Source organism: Granulicella sp. L56 (assembly GCF_009765835.1).
Lineage (GTDB): Bacteria > Acidobacteriota > Terriglobia > Terriglobales > Acidobacteriaceae > Edaphobacter.
The window spans coordinates 627980-650419 of record NZ_LMUS01000001.1 but is presented as its reverse complement, the minus strand read 5'-3'; the positions used below and the strand labels follow the sequence as shown (position 1 = coordinate 650419).

Genomic DNA, 22440 nt, shown 5'->3' with positions numbered 1-22440 from the left:
TCGCCCGGGCTGCCCCGTTGCGACGTGCATCCGCAACTCCCGCCGTTGCATACTGACTGAGCAGCCGGGCGAAGACGATTCAGACATAGAAAGACCGGCTCGCCTCCATTCATGGACAACATCACCATCGCACGCCTGCTCGACGAAACCGCAGCCCTGCTTGAGATCGACGCAGCCGACCCCTTCCGTATCCGCTCCTACCGCCGCGCCGCCGAAGCCGTCGAGCAGCAAACCACCCAGCTCTCCACCCTCGTACCCGAACCCAAACAACTCCTCGCCATCCCCGGCATCGGCAAAGGCATGGCCGCCAACATCGTTGACCTCGTCTCGACCGGAACCATGCCCCTCCGCGAAGAGCTGCTCACAAAATACAAGCCCACCATGCTCGAGCTCCTGCGCCTCCCCGGCATGGGCCCCAAGACCGTAGCCCTCATCTGGTCCTCTCTTCAGGTCGCAGACATCGACGCCCTCGAAGAAGCCGCCAAAGCCGGACACCTCAACAAGCTCTCGCGCATGGGCGAAAAATTCACCACCAAGCTCCTCAAAGGCATCGAGGACTACCGCAAAAACTCCAGCCGCTTCCGCATCGACGAAGCCCACAGCTACGCCGAAAAAATCTCGGCCCTCATCTACGCCTTTCCCGGCATCGAGACCATCACCCCCGCCGGCTCCCTCCGCCGAGGCCGCGAGACCGTAGGCGACCTCGACCTCCTCGTCACCGGCCCCGCCTGCGAGCCCGACGTCGTCGCCGCTGCCGTCGAGCACGTAGCCACCCTCCCCCTCATCGACAAGCTCCTCGCCCGAGGCCAGAACAAAGTTTCCTTCACCCTGCGCAACAACTTGCAGGTAGACGTCCGCCTCCTCCCTCGCGCCAGCTACGGAGCCGCCCTGCAATACTTCACCGGCAGCAAGATGCACAACGTAGCCCTGCGCCAGCGCGCCATCAAACGCGGCCTCACCCTCAGCGAATACGCTCTGCTCCGACTCGAAGACAACAAGATCATCGCCGCCGCCAGCGAAGAAGAGATTTACAACGCCCTCGACCTCGACTACATCCCACCCGAGCTGCGCGAAAATTGCGGCGAGCTCGAAGCCGCAGCCGCCCACACCCTCCCCAAACTCATCACCCTGGCCGACATCCGCGGCGACCTGCACATGCACACCGAAGCCACCGACGGACGCGACACCATCCGCCAGATGGCCGAAGCCGCCATCGCCCGCGGCCTCGCCTACATCGCCATCACCGACCACAGCAAAAATCTGACTATGACCAACGGCCTCGACGACGCCCGCGCTCTCGCCCATATCAAGCGCATCCGCGAAGTCGACGCCGAGATGGAAGGCCGCATCCGCATCCTCCCCGGCATCGAAGTCGACATCCTAGCCGAAGGCCAGCTCGACCTCGACGACAGCACCCTCGCCCAGATGGACATCGTCGTCGCCAGCGTCCACAGCCGCTTCGATCAACCCATCGAGCAGATGACCGACCGCATCCTCCGCGCCATCGAGAACCCGCACACCCGCATCCTCGGCCACCCCACCGGCCGCAAGGTGCTCAAGCGCGAAGCCTACGCCGTCCACATCGACCAGGTATTAAAGCGAGCCGCCGAACTAGGCGTAGCCGTGGAGCACAACGCCTCACCCGCCCGCTCCGACCTAAACGATTTAAACCTGCGCCTAGCCAAACAACACGGCTGCAAAATCGTAGTTGACACTGACGCCCACGCCACCGAAGAGCTCGACCAGATGAAATTCGGCATTACTCAACTCCGCCGCGCCTGGCTCACCGCAGCCGACATCCTCAACACCCAACCCACCGCCGAAGCCCTGCTCTTCCACCTCCGCCCCAAACCCTGAACAGAGACCTCTGTGCCTTCAGAGTCGCATTTGTCGTTGCTTCTAGATGAATTACAACGACAAGGGCAACTGCATGCGAAATAAACGATGGCGTGGCGTGGGATGGAGCCGAAGTGGGGTGGTTCTGCGATAAAGTCGGAGTGATGAGCGAGAGCGCGTCCTTAATATCTGTCTCGAAGCCGGGGATGCGCAAACTTCGGTTGTTGCCTCTGCTTGCGGCGACGTACTTCATGGTCTCGGGTGGGCCTTATGACCTTGAAGACATCATTGGTTTTGCCGGGTATGGCCATGCGCTGCTGCTGCTGGGATTGCTGCCGTTTCTATGGAGCTTTCCGACGGCGTTGATGCTGGGAGAGCTTGCGGCGGCGGTGCCTGAGGAGGGTGGATTCTATGCGTGGGTGCGTCGCGCGATGGGGCCTTTCTGGGGATTTCAGGAGGCTTGGCTTTCGCTTGCTGCGTCGGTCTTCGACATGGCGATCTATCCGACGACGTTTGTGCTGTACCTGGCGCGCATTGCTCCTTCGCTGACGCGGGGGCATCGTGGGATTGCGCTGGAGCTTGCGGTGGTGGGTTTTTCCGTTTTGTGGAACCTGCGGGGCGCGACCTCAGTGGGAGAGGGCTCACTGAGGCTTTGGATTCTTTCGATCTCTCCTTATCTGATTCTGATTGTGATTGCGGTCTATATCGGTCTGCGAGGAGTGACAGGGCCATTTGGCGGTCATGCTTCGTTCGCCGCTCCTGTTCATGCGGATTACTCTACGGCGATTATGGTGGCGATGTGGAACTACATGGGCTGGGACAATGCGACGACGATTGCGAATGAGGTGGAAGACCCGCAGAGGAACTATCCGCGCGTGATGTTGATTGCTGCCGTGATGGTGATGCTGACCTACATCATTCCCATCGCCGCGATTGCGTGGGCGGGGATTCCGTCGAACCGTTTTTCGACCGGGGCGTGGGTGGATGCCGCGCATATTCTTGGCGGCCCGGCGCTGGCGTTTACGGTGGTGCTGGCCGGCTCGCTGGATGACGTTGGGACGTTCAGCAATCTCACGCTGTCTTACACGCGATTGCCTCATGCGCTGGCGGAGGATGGATTTCTGCCGAAGGTGTTTACGAAGCGGCTGAAGAATGGGACGCCGTGGGTTGCGGTGCTGGCTTGCGGCTTCTGCTGGGCGCTGGCGTTGGGATTCAGCTTCGAGCGGCTGATTACGATTGACCTGCTGCTCTATGGGCTTTCGATGATTCTGGAGTTTGTTGCGTTGATTGTGCTGCGCTATCGCGAGCCGCTGTTGCCGCGGCCGTTTCGTATTCCGGGGCCGGACTGGGTTCCGATCCTGCTTGGCCTTAGTCCTGTCGCGCTTACGGTGTATGCGCTCTATGTGTCGCGCACGGAGACGGTGGCGGGCATGTCGGCGCTTACGTTCTCGCTGCTGATCGCGGTGTGTGGTGTGCCGCTGTATCTGCTTGCGCGGTTGCGACGGGGAAGCGGGGAGCAGCGGATGCGATGAGAAGTGTGGGCTACTAGAAAGAACAGGCAACGGCAAGAACAAAGGCGAAATACAGGGGTCTCTCCACTCCGCTGCGCTCCGGTCGAGATGACGTGAGGTTGAGGTTGGATGCCTGTGCAGCTAGAAGACTACCTTGAGCGCTGCTTGAATCTGCCGGGCTCCGGTGGTCCCGTCGTTCTGGCCTAGCTGCGACTGCGAGATGCCGAAGGTGGGTGACGAGAGGGTCAGGGAAGGCGCTGGAGGCGAGGCCAGGTTGGGGTGGTTGAAGACGTTGTAGCTTTCGGCGCGGAAGACGAGCTTGACCTGTTCGTGAAGGGTTTGTGTCTTCTGCAAGACGACGTCGGTGTTGATGAAGCCGGGGCCGTAGAACTTGTTGCGATGGATGGAGAGGTTTTCGCCGTAGGGCTCGTTGGTGAAAGCGGCGGCAGAGGGGCCGGTGATTTTGCCGCCTGCGACGATGGTTCCGCGATGCGATGGATAAGGTGCTCCTATGAGTTGGGGCCGGTCGGCGGCGTCGGTGTGGAGGCTGTCGCGGGTGCCGCGCAGGTCGAAGGGCAGGCCGGTTTGAGCCTGCTGAATGCCGGAGATTTGAATGCCTTCGAAGACGTGGCCGACCAGGCCGCTGCTCAGATGCGTGGTGCCGATGCCGATGGGCAGGCTGTAAGTTGCAGCGACGGTGCCGCGATTGCGAACGTCGAAGTCGGAGTTGCCGTACTCGGGACCGAGGTTGAAGCTGTTGCGTGGAAAGAAGGAGTCGCCTGCGCCGGGTTTGATGGGATCGCTGCCGTTGTCGAGCGAGTGAGACCAGGCATAGCTGCCGGTGAGGGTGAGGCGGCCGATCTGTCCGGAGAGGCGGGCTTGCAGGGCGTTATAGTTGCCGCTGGCGACGGAGGTCTCGAAGGCCTCGTGATAGAAGGCGTTGTTGTTGACCATGGGGCCGAAGCTGGTGCCGTTGGCATCGGTGCCGCCCAGGTAGAGCGAGTCGAAGGTGAGGGCATCGGGAAGGACGCCTGCGGCGATGGCTGCCTGAACGAGGTTCGGTTGCGGCGGTGCTCCGTCGAGCGCGCGCAGAGCATGGGTGGTGTGGCTGCCGACGTAGTTTACTTCGAGCGTCAGGTTGTTGCTGAGTTGATGCTGGACGCCGATGTTATAGGTCTGGTTGGTCGGCATCTTGAGATTGGGATCGATGACGACGGGGGCGGTGAGAAATTGACCGTTGACGATGTTTGGGGAGGGGGTCAGTTCGCCGGGGAAGGGAAAGTTCGATACGGTCGGCGTGTCGGGGGTGCCGTCAAAGGCGTAGTCGTTGACCTGCGCCTGATAGGGGGGATTCGATTTCGCGCTGCCGAAGAGATTGTCGAAGACACGGTCGTGGAAGATGCCGAAGCCGCCGCGAATGGCGGTCTTGCCGTCACCGTTGAGGTCATAGGCGAAGCCGACGCGAGGCTCGATCAGCCCCCAACTGTTGGCGTAAAGTTTGCGTCCGGTTCCGGGACCGACGGAGGTGAAGGTGAAGTAGCCGGCGGGGGGAACGGGAGCGGAGGCATCGCCGTAGAAGTTGGCGAGGTCGCCGTCCTTCTCGTAAGGCACACCGTTGAAGGCGTAGCGGAGGCCGAGGATGGCGGTAAACTTTGAGTTGACCTTCCAGGTGTCCTGCGCGAAGACGGCGCCCTCATGCTGGCGGAAGCGGGAGACGTCGTTGGCGCGGCGGACACCGGCGCGGGTGAAGAACTGGTTTTCCGAGGAGTTGGCGACGGCTCCTTGCGCGCCCCAGATAAGGTCTTCGAAGCCAATGACGCTGGGAGAGCTGTGGTCGCCGTAAAAGCTGTAGGAGGGATAGCCGAAGATGGTGAAGTTATCCAACATAAGAAGATTGCGCGAGTTGAAGTTGTCGAAGTTGTTGTCCTTGACGCTGCGGTACTCGCCGCCGAATTTTAGGGAATGCGCGCCGCGGGTATAGGTGAAGGTATCGGCGAAGAGGATGGTCGAGCTAAGCCGCGCCTGGGCGTTGCTGTCACCGAGGGCGGCACAGCCGAAGGTGAAGAAGTAGGGGATATTGATATCGCGGCCATTGCCGAAGGTGTCAGTGCCGGTGAGAGCGTCGATGGCCTTGTGGTTGCAGAAGTTGCCGGTGTTGTTCTGGTTGTAGCCGCCGCGGGCGAGATTGGTGGCGTGAGCGGAGAGCGAAGAGGCGATGGAGACGACGCCGTTATGGGCGGTGGTGATGTTGCTGAAGTTGCCGTAGCCGGGCAGGACTTCGTTGTGGAGCGGGTCGCTTTCAGCGGAGTGACCGTAGATGTAGCGTACGGTCAACTGATGCTTGCTGGTCAGCTTCTGGTCGAAGCGCCCGGTGAGGTTGTAGGAGTTCAGGTTGTCGGGTGAAGGGAAGAAGTAGGTGGTGCTGACGCCGTCGCCGTTGTCGGCCTGCCCGACGGGCGCGAGGTTGAGGATCTTCGCGATGAGCGGGTCTTGTCCCAGGCCGGAGATGTTGTCGAAGTTGATGGCCGGGTCGGCGGTGAGATCGACCGGTGTCTGGCTACCGCCGATGGGATCGGTATAGGTGAACTTTCCGGTTCGGAAGGCGGCAGTCGGTGTCGTTTGAAGAGCGGTGCGGGTGGTGCGGAAGCGCTGGACTTCGCCGTTGAGGAAGAAGAAAGTGCGGTCTTTCCAGATGGGGCCGCCGATGGAGGCTCCGAAGTCATTGCGGACGTAGGGGTCTTGCGGGCCATTCTCTTTTTTGTTGAAGAAGTCGCGTGCGCCGAGGGCGTTGTAGCGGCCGAACTCGTAGACGCTGCCGTGAAATGCGTTGCTGCCGCCACGGGTGATGACATCGATGATGCCTCCGGTGTTGCGTCCGAACTCGGCGTCGAAGTTGTTGGTGATGACGCGGAACTCCTGCGTGGAGTCAGGGTTCGCAGCGGTGATGCCTCCCTGGCCGCCGGGGACGGAGGTGTCATTGTTGTCGGCGCCGTCGAGCATGAAGTTGTTGTTGCGGTCGCGCTGGCCGTTGACGGAGAAGCCGCCTACGTTATTTGTGGCGGTGACGACGCCGGGCGACAGGAGAACTAACTGGTAGGGGTCGCGCAGAATGAGAGGCAGATTATTGATCTGCTTTGCATCGACGACGGTGGAGAGCTGGAAGCTGTCGGTCTCGACGGGAGCAGAGGTGGCGTCCTGCACGTCTACTGAGGTGACCGCGCCCGCGACTGACAGGGTGAAGTTGAGAGGAAGCGTTGCGGCAATATTAAGGATGACGTTTCTGCGTGTGAGAGGCTGGAAGCCGGAGGCGGTAACAGAGACGGTGTAGACCGACGGCGGCAGGGCCGCGAAGTTGTAGAGGCCCGCCGAGGTCGTCGTGGTGGCGCGTGTAAGTCCTATCGAGCTGGATGTCGCTGTCACCGTCGCGTTCGGTACGAGCGCTCCGGCTGGATCGAAGACCTGACCGGTGACACTGCCGGTCTGCGCGAACCCAACTCCAGACATGGCAATGAGCGCCAACCATGTTGCACACAGCCTACCTAAACGCATGAACGAACTCCTGAATCGAAAAGATAATGTTGTTGCTCGCTGGTGTTGGGTTCGAGACCCTGTCAAACCGCATACAACGATTGCAAGGGAGTAGCGGCTTGGTTCGGCAAGCGACCGGTTAAGGCTGCGCAGATTTCATCGCTTTTAGTCAAGACAAAGTGAGAATGAGCCATGCTGAAGGTAATGGATCTGATCGGCTATCAAGCTATCTATTAAATAAATTACGGATGAAGATTAAGGCTATTCATCTCAGTATGAACTCTAAGGTAATTCCGAAGCGGATGTATACCGCTATGAGAGCAAGGGCCCACAGATATTCAATAGCATCCTTGCTTTCAGGGGTAACTGTTATCCCCCCTTTGAGGGATAGGAGAGCCCGGGCTTGTTCTCTATCCTTGCCTGCCGATGTATCGGGTGGGCAGACAATGGAGCCCTTCTCCGAGACAAAAACGCTCTCTTCGTGGCCCCGGATGTGGGATTGGACGCTGTCGATTGCGGGTAGAGATTGAGCGGACGGGTTGCCAGTATGCGGTGAGGGTGTTGTGATGAAGCTGAAGACATTTTGAGATGGTGACGATCCGAATGGACTCGCAGTCGAAGAAAGGTACTTCAGGCTCTGTTGAGCGACGGGCTTCCTTCGCGGCAGATGCCAGGTTGCCGGCAGGTATTGAAATACTGGTTCCTATGGCTGTTGAGGAATTTGGAGAGTGATTTGGGACTGTTCGATCGATGAATGAGAAAGATAGATTTCAAAGGGTTGCGCCATTGAATTGGAATGAGCGCGCGGTAGTAACGCTAACGAATGGCCTGGTGGAGTTAACCTTGCTGCCGGGCGGCGGCCATCTCGCCCACTGGGGTTTTGCCGGGGAGCATGGACCGACGCAGCAGAATGCGCTATGGGAGGCTCCGTGGAAGACGGCTGATCCGGGGACTCCAGCTCATGCGGCCATTGCGGACGAGTTTCAGGATGAAGAGGCTGGAAGCTATCTGGCGTCGTATACGGGGCATGTGCTCTGCCTGGATGGATTTGGAGCGGCGAGCGCCGAAGATGCGGCGAAGGGCGTGTCGCTGCATGGCGAGGCCCCGACGGCGATTTGGTCCTTCACCAAAGAGCAGGAGAACGAGGCGGACGGCAGCGTGGAGCTGCCCGTGGCAGGATTGCGCGTGGACCGCCGGTTTGTATTGGCAGAAGGCGAGAGCGTGTTGCGCATCGAGGAACATGTCACGAACCTTCGCGCTGCGGAACGCGCTTTGCATTGGGTGCAACATTCAACGTTCGGCGCTCCTCTGTTCGGGAGCGGCGGACGCGCAACCGCATCGGTGCAACAGGGTGTGACTTTGCCGCAAGATTATGACGAGTGCAATCTGCTGGCGCGCGATGCCTCGTTTACGTGGCCCTATGCGCCGGGCGCCAACGGCGAACGCGTCGATCTGCGCGAACTTTTTGGGCGACGGGGCGCGGGCTTTGTCGCAGCGACGCAGCAGGCCGCGGGGCGAGAGCATGGCTTTGTTGCGGTCTGCCAGGCTGAGATTGGATTGGCCGTTGGCTATGTCTTTCGCGTCGAGGACTTTCCCTGGGTGGCGCTGTGGGAGGAGAACGATACGCGCCATGCTGCGCCGTGGCGGGGACGAGTACAGGCGCGCGGCATGGAGTTCGGCACGACGCCGCTTCCGTTGGGCAACGAGGCGGTGGACGCGCGCGGCCCTCTATTTGGGAGAGCTACCTCGCGCAGGATCGGAGCGCATGAGACGTTGCGGGCTCCGTGGCTGATGTTTGTCGCCGAGGTCCCTCGTGAGTGGCGGGAGATCGAGGATGTGCGCGTCGAGGCAGATGCGATTGTGCTGGTGTATCAGGGAGAGTGTGTGCGCGTCGGCGTGCGTGAGGCAGCCTCATTTCTAGGCAAGGCGTAGGCGAAATTTTTGGCGTTGCTTTGAAATGATTTCCGAGCTGATCTCATCGGGGATGCTTGCTTTGCCGTGCTTTGCAAGACTGTAATGATAGGCGACTTGCGGGGTGCGGTGTGGCGGGTTTGTGGACGGGAGAGTGGCGGGAGTGGATTCGGCTGCGGGCAGTCGAGGCTGGCTTTGATACGGCTGGGGTTGCGCCTGTCTACGGGGCGGAGAGCGAGGTGGGCCGGGTCGATGCCGAGCGGTTCGAAGGGTGGGTGGAGGCGGGCCGCGCGGGAGAGATGGAGTATCTGAAGCGCAGGAATGAACAAGGGGTGTTGCTGCGCAGTGGGGTCGAGGTGGCGATGCCGTGGGCCAGGTCGGTTGTGGTCTGCGCGGTGAACTACAACGGAGACGGGCCGCTTTCGATTATGCCTGCGGAAGAGGGAACGGGATGGATTGCCCGTTATGCGTGGAGTGGGCGCATGGACGAGGATGCTGGAGCGCTGGTTCCTTCGGATTATCACGATGAGATGCTGATCAGGTTGCGGCGGGTGGAGGCGGCTTTGCATGAGAGATATGCGTGCGAGACGAAGTGCTATGTCGATACCGGGCCTCTGGTGGAGAGGGCGGCAGCGGCAAAGGCCGGGGTGGGATGGATCGGCAAGAATGCGTGCGTGCTGAATCAGGGGTTGGGTTCGTGGTTGCTGCTGGGAGTGATTGTGACTTCGCTGGAGGTGGGGGACGGCGAAGAGTTGCAGATTGCAGCGGACCGGTGCGGGAGTTGTACGCGATGTATCGATGCCTGCCCTACGGATGCGCTGCTGAGGCCGCGGGAGATGGACGCTTCGCGATGTATTGCGTATCTGACGATTGAGAAGAAGGGGGCGATCGCGGAGGAGCTTCGCGAGGCGATGGGACGGCAGGTCTTTGGGTGCGATATCTGCCAGGATGTCTGCCCGTGGAACAGGAAGGCTCCTGTGTCGGCACGGGAGGGGATGCTGACGCGGAGGGAGATGGTGAATCCGGCGCTGGAGTGGCTGGCGGGAATGGATGCGGCGGAGTTTCGGCGGTGGTTCAAGGGGTCTCCTTTGGAGCGGACGCGGAAGAAGCGGTTGCACAGGAATGTGGCGATTGCCATGGGCAACAGCGGAGAGGCGCGGTTTGTGCCGCAACTGGAGGCATGGAGCGCGGGCGAGGACGAGGTGCTGGCTGAAAGTGCGCGGTGGGCGCTGGGAAGGATTCGCGGGCTAAAAGAAGAAAGGAAAGCCTCTGTGGCGCTCTGCTAGCATCGAATGCAGCTATAGCGGATTTTTCCGCTGTTGCAACTTGCTATGGCCCCTAGCGTACCCGATAAGACCGTTTCGCCTGAACTGCCTGCCGAGACCGGGCAGGCAAAGCAGGATCTGCCGCCGAAGCCGATTGAAGAGGTGCGGCCGGTCGTGGCCAAGAGCGGTTTCTGGCCCCAGATCGTTGCTCTGTTTCGCTACCTGACGCAGACCGAGGTGCATACTTATGCGTTCAGCGTAGCGGCCAATGCAATTTTGTCGTTGTTTCCGTTTATTGTGTTGTTGCTGACCGTGTCTCGCGTGGTCTTTCACTCGCGGTCGATGGAGACGGTGGTGGGCGCGATGATGAGAAGCTTTCTGCCGACCGGACAGGACTTTGTGATGCGCAATATGCAACTATTGGCGCACCCGCATAAAAAGACGGAGCTGTTTTCTCTGGTGATGCTGCTGATTACATCGACAGGGGTGTTTTTGCCGCTGGAGGTGGCGCTGAACAATGTCTGGGGGGTGAAGCAGAATCGCAGCTATCTGCGCAATCAGGCGGTGTCGGCCGGGCTGGCATTGGGCGCAGGCGTTCTGGCGATGTTGTCGGTCGCGTTTACCGCGGCGCAGAATACGGTGCTGACGTGGATCTTCTTTGGACATACGCAGAATATGGCGTTCAACTTTTTTGCGTTCAGTTTTATGAAGATTTGCGCCGGGATTGCAAGCATTCTTCTGTTCTTTCTGATCTATTGGATGCTGCCGAACCGAAAGATTCCGGCGCGGGCTGTGCTGCCGACTGCGATTGTGACTGGACTGCTTTGGGAGGGCGCGAAGTATCTTTATATGCGGGCTCTGCCGTGGCTGGATTTTCAGTCGGTGTACGGGCCGTTTTATATTTCTGTCGGGCTGATGATGTGGGCATTTCTGTCGGGGCTGTTGCTGCTGGCTGGAGCGCATTTTTCGGCAACCCGGTATGCGCTGCGGCAGGCCCGGCAAGAGGCACGAGGAGAAAAGCAGTGATGCAGGATGCTTTGAGATCTCGGGTGAAGGGATGGGCGAGGAAGCCGCCGACGGGATTGGCGGGAGCCGCTTTCTGGCTGGCGCTCTGGTTCTGCGTGCTGCTGGTATTGCATCTGCTGCCCGGCGGATGGGGAATATTCTTCGGTGTGACGGAGATCTTTGTTGGAGTCGCGCTGGTGGCAGTGGCGGTTCCGCTGATATGGCAGATAGTGCGGCGTCGTATGCTGTGGAGCCTACGCAATAAGCTGGTGCTGACCTATCTGCTGATCGGGCTGGCTCCCGTAGTGCTGGTGGTGACGCTGGTGCTGATCTCGTCCTACATCGCGGCTGGGCAGTTTGCGATTCACCTGGTGGATTCGCGGCTGCAGGCCGAGTTGAGCCAGATGGATGGAGCCAATGCGCATCGCGCCGACGTGATCGCGCAGGTGCTGGGTGGGAAGCCTTCGGCACAGGAGATGGAGGAGCAGGACAGCGCGGTCAACCGGCTGGATGAGTCGAAGATACGGCTGCATCCTTCGACCAAGGCGTACATCAACGGAGCGCCGATTGCGTTAGACCAGATCAGCGAGAAGACCCCGCTGGGGCTACCGCCGTGGGCATCGGAGCTGAAAGGTAGAGATTTTCAAAACCTGGTATTGGATGGCGGAGACCTATACCTGGTTGTGGTTCATCAGCGGCGCCTTGGAGATGGCCGGATGTTCAGCCTGGTGAGCAGTATGCCGGTAGACAAGGGATTGATGAATCTGATCGCGGACGGATTGGGGCGGGCCATGTTATTTCCGGAGAGTCTGGGTAACCTTGCCGAGGAAAGACGGGTCGAGGAAGCTGCCGAAAAGAGGCCTGCTTCTGCCCTGGTGATGCCTTCGCGACGCGGCTTGAAGAACACTGACGGGATCGCGGGAGGCAACGAGCCGCCCGCAGTGAACGCGTTGGACATCCGAGTGCGGTTTTTATCGACGACGTCGATCACGGATTGGGGCTCGGGTGATCGCGACAGCATTCTGATTGAGGTGGATTCGCGGCCTACGCTGCTGTACAAGCGGCTCTTTGGCGCATCGCTGGGCGGTGTGATCACAACTGGGATTCGTGATGGGCTGATTGTGCTGTGTATCGTATTTGCGCTGATCGAGTTGTTGGCGCTCTATATGGCGATTCGCCTGAGCAGGACGATTACCGCGTCAGTTGCCGATCTATATGAGGCCACCCATGCGGTCGACCGCGGAGAGCTGAGTCACCGGATTGGGGTGAACCGGAGCGACCAGCTTGCAGAGCTGAGCCGATCGTTCAATACGATGACGGGATCGCTGCAACGGCTGCTGCAGGAGCAGAAGGAGAAAGAGCGGCTACAGAACGAGATCTCTATCGCGCAGGAGGTTCAGGCGAACCTGTTTCCGCATCATATTTCGAATCTGGCGAGCCTGGAATTGCACGGGGTCTGCCGTCCGGCGCGGTCGGTGAGCGGCGACTATTATGACTTTCTCGTCTTCCATCAAGAGGCGAATGAAGGTGTGCCTTCGCGACGAGAGACGGGAGTGGGCATCGCGATTGGAGATATCAGCGGGAAGGGAATTTCGGCGGCGCTGTTAATGGCGACCCTGCACTCGGCTGTACGGGCTTATCGGTTTGCGAGTGAGGAATTGATCTACAGCGAGACGAGTTGGGCGGGTTTGATGGCGAGCCGCGAAGAACGTGGAGGGGACTGCGACGAGCTGTTCGAGTCGCCGGGGCGCATTCTTTCGCTGCTGAACCGGCACCTCTATCGGAGTACGCAGCCGGAGAAGTATGCAACGTTGTTCCTCGCGCACTATGACGCGGCTTCGGCCATGCTGACGTACTCGAACGCGGGGCAGTTGCCGCCGCTGGTGCTGGGCCGCGATGGGGCCATTCGCAGGCTGGATCAGGGAGGCACCGTTGTCGGCTTGATGGACGGGATGCACTATGAGGAGGACCGCTTCCAGATGCGTCCGGGCGACATCATGGTGGCCTATTCGGATGGTGTAACCGAGCCGGAGAACGACTTTGGCGAGTTTGGAGAAGAGCGTTTGATGGACGTGGTCAGGCGCTATCGCGATGAGCCGCTGCATGTGATTTCGACGAAGGTGATGCAGGCGCTGGACGCGTGGATCGGGGCTGAGGAGCAGCCCGACGACATTACGCTGGTGCTTGCCCGTCAGACATAGGCGTTGCTTTCTATCATCAAATATGATGAAATAAGTATTCAATATTGGAGGGTCTTATGGCGGCAGCGCTTGTCATTCCTCATATCGCCGGATACGCCTTCGATGTCTCCCGGGACCTCTCCAGTCCTCCCACGCGTGAACGTCTCAGTCCTTCTGCGATCAAGGGTTTTCTGCGAATCATGGAGAAGTGGGAGATCAAAGATTCAGATGCGCGGCAACTGCTGGGCGGGCTCTCCTCCGGTTCTTACTACGGGTTGAAGAAAGAACCGAAGCATCGAACGCTGGATCAGGATGTTCTGACGCGTATCTCTCTTCTGCTGGGAATATTCAAGGCTTTGAATATTCTGTATAGCAAGTCGCTGGCGGATGCGTGGATGAAGCTGCCGAACAGCAACTCGATGTTTCGAGGGATGACGCCTTTGGCCTACATCATTCAACGCGGTCAGCCGGGGATGCTGCATGTGCGCCAACTGCTCGACGCACGCCGTGGTGGGCAATGATTCCGGCCGCCGCCGATCTCGAGCTTGCTAATACGCACCGCCTTATTCCGTCGAGGTACAGCGAGAGCGGCACCGTGTTATCGCGGCTCACGGAAGAGGATGCCGTTCTTGGCGATCTGATCGAACTGGATGGCGCGACGAATGAACGTCTACTCGGCGAAGAGGGATTGCTGCCTGGCATCAGTGTCCACGAGTTGGTGTACGGCGTCAGCTACGCTCATATCGTCAATGCTGCGTTTACCCATGCCGGGCCGGGCGGTGGGCGTTTCAACAACAGCGAACGTGGCGCATGGTATTGCGGGGTAGAAAGAGAAACTTCCATCGCCGAGGTTGTCTTCCACAAGCTTAGGCAGCTCGAGGAGGTCGATTGGCAGGAAGAAGAAGTTTCTACATTCGATGATTATCTTGCTGACTTCACAACGCGGATGCAAGACCTTCGAGCGCACAAGCCTCAGTACAAAAGGTTTTTGAAGGCTGGCCCGATCCCGGACTGTTATGCGGACTCTCAGCAGCTTGCTGTAGTTCTATTGGCGCAACAGTCGAACGGAATACTCTATCCGAGCGTGAGGAAGAAGGGCGGAAGTTGTATCGTCTGCTTCAGGCCCACACTGGTTTACAACGTGCGACAGGGCGCTCGGCTTGAGCTGCGACTGTTGATGGGAAGAGATTTTTCGTCCAGCGATGTTCGTGAAGTTCGCGTCGCGTAATCGATAATTGCCAAGGTTCCATGCAAGTGTTTCAACTTAAGTTCGATAGGATCCATCCGAGGATTGCCTATGATCCCAGGCGCGATCATTTCATCTGCTGCGATATTGTTTTGTAGATGGATGAACGGTAGGATGGTGCGGAACGAAGTGGAGGCAGATTGAGGATTGCGAGTTGTGGTGTACTGATTTTTCTGATGCTGTCGCATTACGGGACTGTTAGCGCAGAGTCTGATCGCATTCCCGTGTACAAGCAATCAAACACGCCGATCGAGGCGCGCATCCGCGACCTGATGCACCGCATGACTCCGGAGGAGAAGGTTCGGCAACTCGATCTCTATGCGGGTGCACCGGCTTTGATGAGCAGACATACCGACGAGACCCACGCCGCAAAAGACGCGATATTTTTGCCGGAGAAGGCGGAGGCGCTGTGGGGCAATCTTGGAGTGGGCGGCATACACGATCTGAACCCGACGCCGGAGCAGTCGAACACGATTCAACGATGGGTGATCGCGCATAGCCGGCTCGGAATTCCAGCGCTGTTCATCGAAGAAGGGTTGCATGGCTTTGATACGGGCACGGTCTTTCCTGCGCCGATCAACCTTGCCGCGACGTTTGATCCTGGCCTGGCGCAGCAGACTGGCGCTGCGATTGCGGCGGAGGCGCGTGCAACGGGAGTGGGTATGATTCTGGCTCCGGTGCTGGACCTTGCGCGGGAGCCGCGCTGGGGCCGTGTCGAAGAAGATTTTGGCGAAGACCCATACCTCACCGGCCAGATGGGGCTTGGCTATGTGCGCGGAGCACAGGGTGCGAGCCTGAATACGGACCATACCGTGGTTGCAGAGCCGAAACACTTTGCCGGGCATGGTTCGCCTGAGGGTGGAACGAATACTTCACCGGTGCATATTGGCGAGCGCGAACTACGCAGCGTGATGCTAAAGCCGTTTGAACCGGCGTTTCGCGAAGGCCACGCCATGGCGACGATGGCGGCGTATCACGAGATCGATGGCATTCCCATTACGGCTGATCCATTCCTGCTGAAGACGGTGCTCCGTGGCGAATGGGGCTTTCAAGGAATGGTGCTTTCAGACCTTGGTGCGATTGAACGTTTGTACACGGTGCATCATGTTGCGGCCACGCCAAAGGATGCGGTTTGCCTTGCGATCCGGTCGGGAGTCGATATGCAGTTCTATGACTTCGACCATCCTGTGTTCCAGAATGCGCTGCTGGATTGCCTGAAGGAAGGCACGCTGCCCGAGGCGGACCTGGATCGAGCAGTGTCTGCTGTACTTCGCCTGAAGTTTTCGCTGGGCCTTTTCGATCATCCCTTTGTCGATCCGTCGCTCAACCAGAGGGAGTATCGTTCGCAGGCGCATCTCGATATCTCGCTGAGGTCGGCACGCGAGTCGATGACGCTGCTTAAGAACGAGAACCATCTGCTACCTCTGTCGAAGTCGGTTCATCGCATTGCAATCATTGGTCCGAACGCGGATGTGGCGCGGTACGGCGACTATGAGAAGGAAGAAAATGGAGAACGGATCAGCCTTCTGCAGGGCGTGAAAAGCGCTGTACCACAGGCAACGGTCGATTTTGATGAGGGCAACGACATCAGTGCGGCGGTAGCGAAGGCAGAAGCTGCGGACGTTGTGATCCTTGGGCTCGGAGAGCATCAAGGCATCTCGGGTGAAGGGTTCGACCGCTCCGAGCTTGGCCTGCCGGGGCAGCAGGAGCAATTGCTTGAAGCCGTGGTACAGACCGGCAAACCGGTCGTTCTGGTGCTGGAGAATGGGCGTCCGCTTACGATCGGCTGGGCGAAGGAGCATGTCGGCGCGATTCTTGAGGCGTGGTATCCGGGAGAGTTTGGCGGCAGAGCTATCGCCGAGACGCTCTTTGGCGATAACAATCCTTCAGGCAGGCTTACGATTACCTTTCCTCGCAGCGTGGGACAGTTGCCGGATTTCTATAACTCCGATCCATCGCGCGTCCATAAGTATGTCGACGATGATGGCAAGCCGCTGTTTCTTTTTGGCTTCGGTTTGAGCTATACGAGTTTCAGCTATGGAGATATAAACATTCAGACGCCTGCTGCGGGAAGTAAGGCGGATATCGTTGTTTCGTTTCAGGTGACGAATACAGGCGAGCGAGAGGGGACTGAAGTTCCTCAGCTCTATGTGCGTCAAGAAGTCGGCAGTGTGGAGACTCCTGGGCGGTCGCTGGAGGGTTTCATTAGAGTTCAATTGAAGCCGCATGAGAGTAAGACGGTGACGCTGCATCTGCGGCAAAGTCAACTTGCAGTCTGGAATGTGGAGAATCGCTGGGCTGTGGAACCGGGCTACTACACTGTGTGGGTTGGAGGGTCGTCGGAGGCTGCGTTGACCACGCGATTTCTATTGAAGCCATAAGGCACTCTGAATGCGCGACGTGAAGACATAAGAACGGAGAGCTATGCCAGTACAGAATGGAACGTGCAGAACAGTATTATTTGCAGCATTGCTGCTGTGCATTTCAGGGAGCGCTGTTGCCAGCCCTGCAGTGAAGCATGTGGAGCCGGTAGATGATGTCTCGCCAAACATTGGCGGCATCGGCCAACTGTTGACAGCGACTATTCCCTACGTGCAGACGCCTCATGGAATGGCTCGCCTTGCGCCGATTACGACGCCGGGAATCAATGACCGCTATCTTGCGGACAAGATCTATGGGTTTCCGGCTGGCCCGGCCATGTTGATGATCTCGACTGGAAAGGTGAGCACGCAACCCAGGGATTACGCCTCTACGTTCGATCACGATTTCGAAACAACTACACCGTACTATTACGAGGCTGATCTGCAGAGTTGGGGTATCAAGGCAGAGGCTACAGCAAGTCAGGCGGCAGCCTATTACCGGTTCGCGTTGCCTGCTGGCTCTACGGCTCATGTGGTTTTGAGTATGGAGGACGGGGCGGAGCTAAAAGTTGTCGGCGACTCGGCGGTTGAGGGCAGCGAGCGAGTGGGTGGAACCGTCGCGCAGCTTTCGGAGAAAGATGGCGAGACCAGAAAGTATTTTTATGCCGAGTTTTCTAAGCCCTTCAGCCATGTTGAGACATGGCAGAAGGATTCCTTGTTTCAAAGCCAGAGCGTGTCAGGAGATCATATTGGGTTCGTTGCCGAGGAACCAGGTGGAGATCAGATCGAGGTTCGTGTTGGGCTTTCGTACATCAGCACGGAACAGGCGCAGAAAAATCTGAAGGAGCAGATCGCCAGGCGAAGCTTTGAGCAGGTGAAGGAGCAGACAAAGCAGTTATGGAACAAGCAGCTTGGAGCGGTCGAGATCGATGGAGGCAGTGAGAGCCAGCGCACGATCTTCTATACGGCGTTGTATCGGTCCCTGGGCCGCATGACGGACATCACAGAGGACGGCAGGTATTTCAGCGGCTACGATCATAAAGTTCACGAGACGAATGGCCATGATTTTTATGTAGACGATGGTCTGTGGGACACGTACCGTTCTCTGCATCCTTTGCAATTGTTGCTCGAAGCTCCTCGGCAGGAAGACATGATCCGCTCTTATCTGCGGATGTATGAGCAGAGCGGCTGGCTGCCATCTTTTCCTTCGGTGGCGGGTGAGCAGGCGGTAATGATCGGGCATCATGCGGCTGCTTACATTCTCGATGCATATCAAAAAGGCTATCGCGACTTCGATCTTCAAGAGGCCTATCAGGGGATTCGCAAGAACGAGACGCAGGCGACGATGCTGCCATGGAAGCGTGGTCCGTTGACGAGCCTGGACCATGTGTACTTTGATAAGGGATTTTTCCCGGCGCTCGCTGCGGGACAGACTGAGGCTGTTCCCGAGGTTACGGGAGAGCGGCGTCAGGCGGTCTCGGTGACGCTTGAGACAAGTTACGACGACTGGTGCACGGCCCAGATCGCAAAGATTCTTGGGAAGCAGGACGACTATGCCTACTTCATGAAGCTGGCTCACAACTATCGAAATGTGTTCGATTCGAAGATAGGCTTCATGGCTCCGAAGAGCGCGGACGGGCAGTGGGTAACGCCCTTCGATCCAAAGCTGGGAGGTGGGCAAGGTGGGAGAGACTACTTCACCGAGATGAATGCGTGGACCTATACGTTCCATGTGCAGCACGATGTTGCCGGCCTGGTTCAGTTGATGGGAGGACGAGACAGCTTCAACGCCAAGCTGGATCAACTCTTCGTCGAACAATATGGAACGTCGAAGTATCAATATTTAAATCAATTTCCTGACTCGACTGGTCTGGTGGGGCTTTATGCGCAGGGCAACGAGCCTGGCTATCACATTCCGTATCTCTACGATTTCTCCGGGCAGCCATGGAAGACGCAGCGGCGCGTGCGCCAGTTGATGAACGTCTGGTATGGAGATGGTCCGCTTGGGATTCCCGGAGACGATGATGGGGGCGAGACCTCGTCGTGGTATGTGCTGAGCGCGATGGGATTCTATCCCGTCTGTCCCGGCAGTCCGGTCTACGAGATCGGCAGCCCCATCTTCGCGAAGAGCTCGATTCGCATGGCGAATGGAAAAGAGTTCACGATCATCGCAAACCATGTCTCGGCGCAGAACAAGTACATTCAGTCCGCGCAGTTGAATGGAAAGAGCCTCAACAACCCGTGGTTTGCTCATGCAGCGATTGCGAATGGCGGCACGCTGGTGCTTGAAATGGGAGATAAGCCCAACAAGCAATGGGGAAGCACGCCGGAGGATGCGCCGCCTTCCATGTCGCCGATTGCAGGAGGCGCGAGTGCAGCAGCGTTGTAAAAATCTGGAGAAAATGATTCTGCTCTACTGGAGGTTTGTGTGAAATATCTTGTTGCCTCGATTCTGTCTCTCTCGCTGTGCCATGGTGGCTTTGCGCAACAACCATCAACTGGAGACACGCGCTCCAATCAGACGACAGCATGGCACGCAGGGGGATTTCATGTTGACGTAGCGGGTGTGATTGGCCGTTCGGATATCGTGCTGGGGCAAGCGAATAAAGATGCCAGCGAAGCTCTGCCACTCGGCAACGGACGGTTGGGAGCAGCGGTGTGGGCTGCGGATGGACTGACGGCGCAGTTGAACCGTGCCGATACGCTGCCAGATCGACTTTCTCCGGGGCAGGTTCTCGTTCCGGGGCTTACGGCGATGACGCAGGCTGAAGATTTTTCAGGACGACTGGATCTCTACAACGGCGAGATAAAGGAGCAAGGCGGTGGGCTGCACGCAACGGTCTATGTACAGCCCGGCACGGACACGCTGGTCATTGATGTGACCGGCGCGAATGCTGAGGTGCAGCAGACAGCAAAGCTGATGCTCTGGGAGCCGCGCGTACCGCACGCAATCGCCAAGAAAAAAGTGGGATTGCTGCGGGAGGCGTGGATCGATAACCAACAGCCTGAGTCTTCAGGACGGCGCTTCGGTTCTTTATCTGCAATTACTGCACAGGGAAGAGATGTCTCGGCTTCGGTTGTCGATGCGCGCACTGTGGCTGTCTCCTTCAAGCCTTTTGCCGATGGTCATTACCGCATTCTTGTCGGATCACCTCACTTCAACGGGCAGCAGGATGCGTATGCGACGGCGGTTCACGCGCTCACGGATGCGTCTCCTGAAGCGCATCGCATCTGGTGGCACGATTACTGGCATCGGGCCGCGCCTATGAAGATCGAGTCTGCGGATGGCACTGGCGAGTACATGGAAAATTTGCGCGCCATCTATCTTTTCGCCGCTGCGGCGGAGAAAGGGACGGAGTATCCAGGATCGCAGGCAGGTGTTGCCGATATGTTGTCTTCGGCGCGCGATGCGCATCGCTGGGCGCCATCGGCCTTCTGGCACTGGAACCTGCGGATGATGGTGGCGGCGAATCTGGGCGCAGGTGTGGAAGGCTTGAACGCGCCATACTTCAATCTCTATCGAGAAAATCTTCCAGCGATTGAAAGCTGGACTCGAACCCGGATGAAGGGAAGTCCAGGCATCTGTGTGCCGGAGACGATGCGCTTCAACGGTCGCGGCATAGAGTATGAGGGGAATTGGAAGCCGGCTACGATCGGTTATAACTGCGACGCTGGTTTCAAACCGTACTACAACGCGCGGACACTCTCTACCGGTGCCGAGGTTTCGCTTAGGATCTGGCAGCAGTATCTGGTGACGGGCGACCTCCGTTTCCTGGCCGAAAATTATCCCGTTATGCTCGCATCGACGCGCTTTCTGCTTGCGTACCAGAAGGTCGGAGCCGATGGCTTGTTGCATACCAGTCCGTCGAACGCGCATGAGACGCAGTGGGATGTGATCGACCCGACGACCGATCTCTCTGCCGAGAAGGCTCTCTATCCGGTCATGATTCAGGCTGCCACGTTGCTTCATCGAGATACGGATCTCGTGCGCCAGCTTGAGAGTGCGCTACCGAAGCTGCCACCGTTTCCGCGCATTCCAGAGCAAGGGGCGCGCACGCTGCTGCCTGTCTCGGCGGACGCCGATGGGCATGATGTTATCGCGGAGTCCTATGTTCCGTCCGCAGCGATTCATAACGTTGAAAATATAGGGCTCGAGCCGGTCTGGCCTTACGATTTGATCGGCGAGAGCTCTCCAATGTTTGAACTGGCGAAGCGCACTTATGCGCATCGGCCATCTGTGGCCACCGCCGATTGGAGCTACGATCCGGTGCAGGCGGCGCGGCTGGACTTGGGCAGTGAGGTGCGGTCCATGCTGCTTAAAATAACGGAGAGTACGCAACACTCCATCAACGGCTTTGCCAATTGGGACAAGGAGTATGGCGAGTTTTACGTGGAGCAGACTGGTGTCGCGGCGGATGCGTTGCAGGAAGCTCTGGTGCAGGACTACGACGGATTGATTCGACTGGCGCCTGCTGTGCCGCAGGGGTGGAACATCGATGGAAGTGTCAATGTTCGCGGGAGGACTCGTGTCGATGTTCAAGTGAGAGAAGGGAGCGTCACAACTGCCGTCATCGAAGCCGGTACGACGGGACCTCTTCGGGTTCGTAACCCCTGGCCTGGTGAGGCCGTCGACGTTGTTTCAGGAGCAGCAATGGCAAAGGTTGTGAACGGTACCACTGATTCGGTGATCGCATTTCACGCCGTGGCAGGCACAAGCTATTTGCTCAAGCGACAGGGAACTAGTATTGACGACGAGAGCTTTGGGCCTGTGACGGGTACCCCTGCGGTTACGGCGAAGAGATTGGGAAGAGTCCAGATCGGTTTGTTCTCTTCAAATTCCACTTCAATGCAAGAGGCTCACGGCACTGTGGTGACGCTTGGTGCTTCAATCACGGCAGGAGTGAAAAGTACGCCCGATACAAGCCGCGACTGGCCCTCGGTCCTGGCTGCGAGGCTGGCAGATGAGGGATCGCATATCTCGGTGCTCAACAAAGGGATCAGCGGAAACCGGTTACTGGTCAACGGTGCTGGCCCGAGTGCGTTGTCTCGTTTTGATAGAGATGTGCTTTCGCAACCCGATGTTCATTGGGTGATCTTCTCCGACGACCCGATCAACGATTTAGGGTCGACCCGTCCAGCACCAACGGGCGACCAGTTGATTGCGGGTATCCAGCAACTCATCGCTCGGGCTCATCAGAAGGATATCCAATTTTTCTGTTCGACTCTCACACCATATGAAGGGGCTAATTACTGGACATCTTCTGGAGAAGTTGCTCGCGAACAGGTCAATGCGTTTTTGCACAGTGAAAAAAGCGGCTGCGATGCTGTCATCGATCAGGATGCCGCAACCCATGATCCCGCTCATCCCACCCGCTATCTCCCTGCCTATGATAGCGGCGACCATCTTCATCCCAATGATGCCGGCCATCGTGCGATAGCAAACGCGATCGATCTTTCCCTCTTCTCAGATTCGGACGAAAAGAAAAAATGAATGAGCAGTTATCAGGGCTGCAATGTGCGAACCGACGATTCATCCTCTATCTATCACTTGCCCAGATCATCCGAATCGCAAAGTCCCAGTCCGGCACAGGAATCTGC

Annotated in this window: 12 protein-coding genes; 11 read left to right on the top strand and 1 reads right to left on the bottom strand. The window is 58.3% G+C overall.

The genetic code is table 11. The features are described from left to right. Window positions 1-111: 111 nt before the first annotated feature. Both polX and GSQ81_RS02670 read left to right on the top strand, forming a co-directional pair. Window positions 112-1857: a DNA polymerase/3'-5' exonuclease PolX gene (polX, locus tag GSQ81_RS02675; RefSeq protein WP_158909180.1), complete on the top strand. Its 1746-nt coding sequence runs from the start codon at window positions 112-114 to the stop codon at window positions 1855-1857. A 143-nt stretch (window positions 1858-2000) separates the two neighbouring features. Further along, window positions 2001-3368, top strand: coding sequence for an APC family permease (locus GSQ81_RS02670; RefSeq protein ID WP_158909179.1), 1368 nt, complete (start codon window positions 2001-2003; stop codon window positions 3366-3368). 120 nt (window positions 3369-3488) lie between these two features. Here GSQ81_RS02670 and GSQ81_RS02665 read toward each other — a convergent pair whose 3' ends face one another. Further along, on the bottom strand, window positions 3489-6851 hold the full coding sequence (locus GSQ81_RS02665; RefSeq protein ID WP_158909178.1) for a carboxypeptidase-like regulatory domain-containing protein: 3363 nt from the start codon (window positions 6849-6851) through the stop codon (window positions 3489-3491). Between the two features lie 810 nt (window positions 6852-7661). Between GSQ81_RS02665 and GSQ81_RS02660 the strand changes: the two genes are divergently transcribed. The 9 genes from GSQ81_RS02660 (at window position 7662) to GSQ81_RS02620 (ending at window position 22333) form a co-directional block, all read left to right on the top strand. Further along, complete coding sequence (locus tag GSQ81_RS02660) at window positions 7662-8807, top strand: DUF4432 family protein (RefSeq protein WP_158909177.1); 1146 nt, start codon at window positions 7662-7664, stop codon at window positions 8805-8807. 110 nt (window positions 8808-8917) lie between these two features. Next, window positions 8918-10072: a tRNA epoxyqueuosine(34) reductase QueG gene (queG, locus tag GSQ81_RS02655; RefSeq protein ID WP_158909176.1), complete on the top strand. Its 1155-nt coding sequence runs from the start codon at window positions 8918-8920 to the stop codon at window positions 10070-10072. Window positions 10073-10117: 45 nt separating this feature from the next. Then, window positions 10118-11077: a YihY/virulence factor BrkB family protein gene (locus GSQ81_RS02650; protein ID WP_158909175.1), complete on the top strand. Its 960-nt coding sequence runs from the start codon at window positions 10118-10120 to the stop codon at window positions 11075-11077. Then, complete coding sequence (locus GSQ81_RS02645; protein WP_254060043.1) at window positions 11077-13257, top strand: PP2C family protein-serine/threonine phosphatase; 2181 nt, start codon at window positions 11077-11079, stop codon at window positions 13255-13257. Before GSQ81_RS02650 ends, GSQ81_RS02645 begins: the two co-directional genes overlap by 1 nt. Before the next feature lie 56 nt (window positions 13258-13313). Next, window positions 13314-13757, top strand: a complete 444-nt coding sequence (locus GSQ81_RS02640; protein ID WP_158909174.1) for an antitoxin Xre/MbcA/ParS toxin-binding domain-containing protein — start codon at window positions 13314-13316, stop codon at window positions 13755-13757. After that, window positions 13754-14464: an RES family NAD+ phosphorylase gene (locus tag GSQ81_RS02635; RefSeq protein ID WP_158909173.1), complete on the top strand. Its 711-nt coding sequence runs from the start codon at window positions 13754-13756 to the stop codon at window positions 14462-14464. Before GSQ81_RS02640 ends, GSQ81_RS02635 begins: the two co-directional genes overlap by 4 nt. 242 nt (window positions 14465-14706) lie before the next feature. Beyond that, window positions 14707-16863: a glycoside hydrolase family 3 N-terminal domain-containing protein gene (locus GSQ81_RS02630; protein WP_254059950.1), complete on the top strand. Its 2157-nt coding sequence runs from the start codon at window positions 14707-14709 to the stop codon at window positions 16861-16863. Between the two features lie 43 nt (window positions 16864-16906). Further along, entirely contained in the window at window positions 16907-19231 is a 2325-nt protein-coding gene (locus tag GSQ81_RS02625; protein WP_158909172.1) for a GH92 family glycosyl hydrolase, read from the top strand. 39 nt (window positions 19232-19270) lie between these two features. Continuing rightward, window positions 19271-22333 (top strand): SGNH/GDSL hydrolase family protein, encoded by a 3063-nt coding sequence (locus GSQ81_RS02620; RefSeq protein ID WP_158909171.1) that lies wholly within the window; start codon window positions 19271-19273, stop codon window positions 22331-22333. Window positions 22334-22440: the final 107 nt, after the last annotated feature.

Coding starts and splice junctions, on each gene's coding strand:
- GSQ81_RS02645 (WP_254060043.1), top strand. CDS start 11,077: ATGCAGGATGCTTTGAGATCTCGGGTGAAGGGATGGGCGAGGAAGCCG.
- GSQ81_RS02635 (WP_158909173.1), top strand. CDS start 13,754: ATGATTCCGGCCGCCGCCGATCTCGAGCTTGCTAATACGCACCGCCTT.
- GSQ81_RS02640 (WP_158909174.1), top strand. CDS start 13,314: ATGGCGGCAGCGCTTGTCATTCCTCATATCGCCGGATACGCCTTCGAT.
- GSQ81_RS02625 (WP_158909172.1), top strand. CDS start 16,907: ATGCCAGTACAGAATGGAACGTGCAGAACAGTATTATTTGCAGCATTG.
- GSQ81_RS02670 (WP_158909179.1), top strand. CDS start 2,001: ATGAGCGAGAGCGCGTCCTTAATATCTGTCTCGAAGCCGGGGATGCGC.
- GSQ81_RS02665 (WP_158909178.1), bottom strand. CDS start 6,851: ATGTCTGGAGTTGGGTTCGCGCAGACCGGCAGTGTCACCGGTCAGGTC.
- GSQ81_RS02650 (WP_158909175.1), top strand. CDS start 10,118: ATGGCCCCTAGCGTACCCGATAAGACCGTTTCGCCTGAACTGCCTGCC.
- polX (WP_158909180.1), top strand. CDS start 112: ATGGACAACATCACCATCGCACGCCTGCTCGACGAAACCGCAGCCCTG.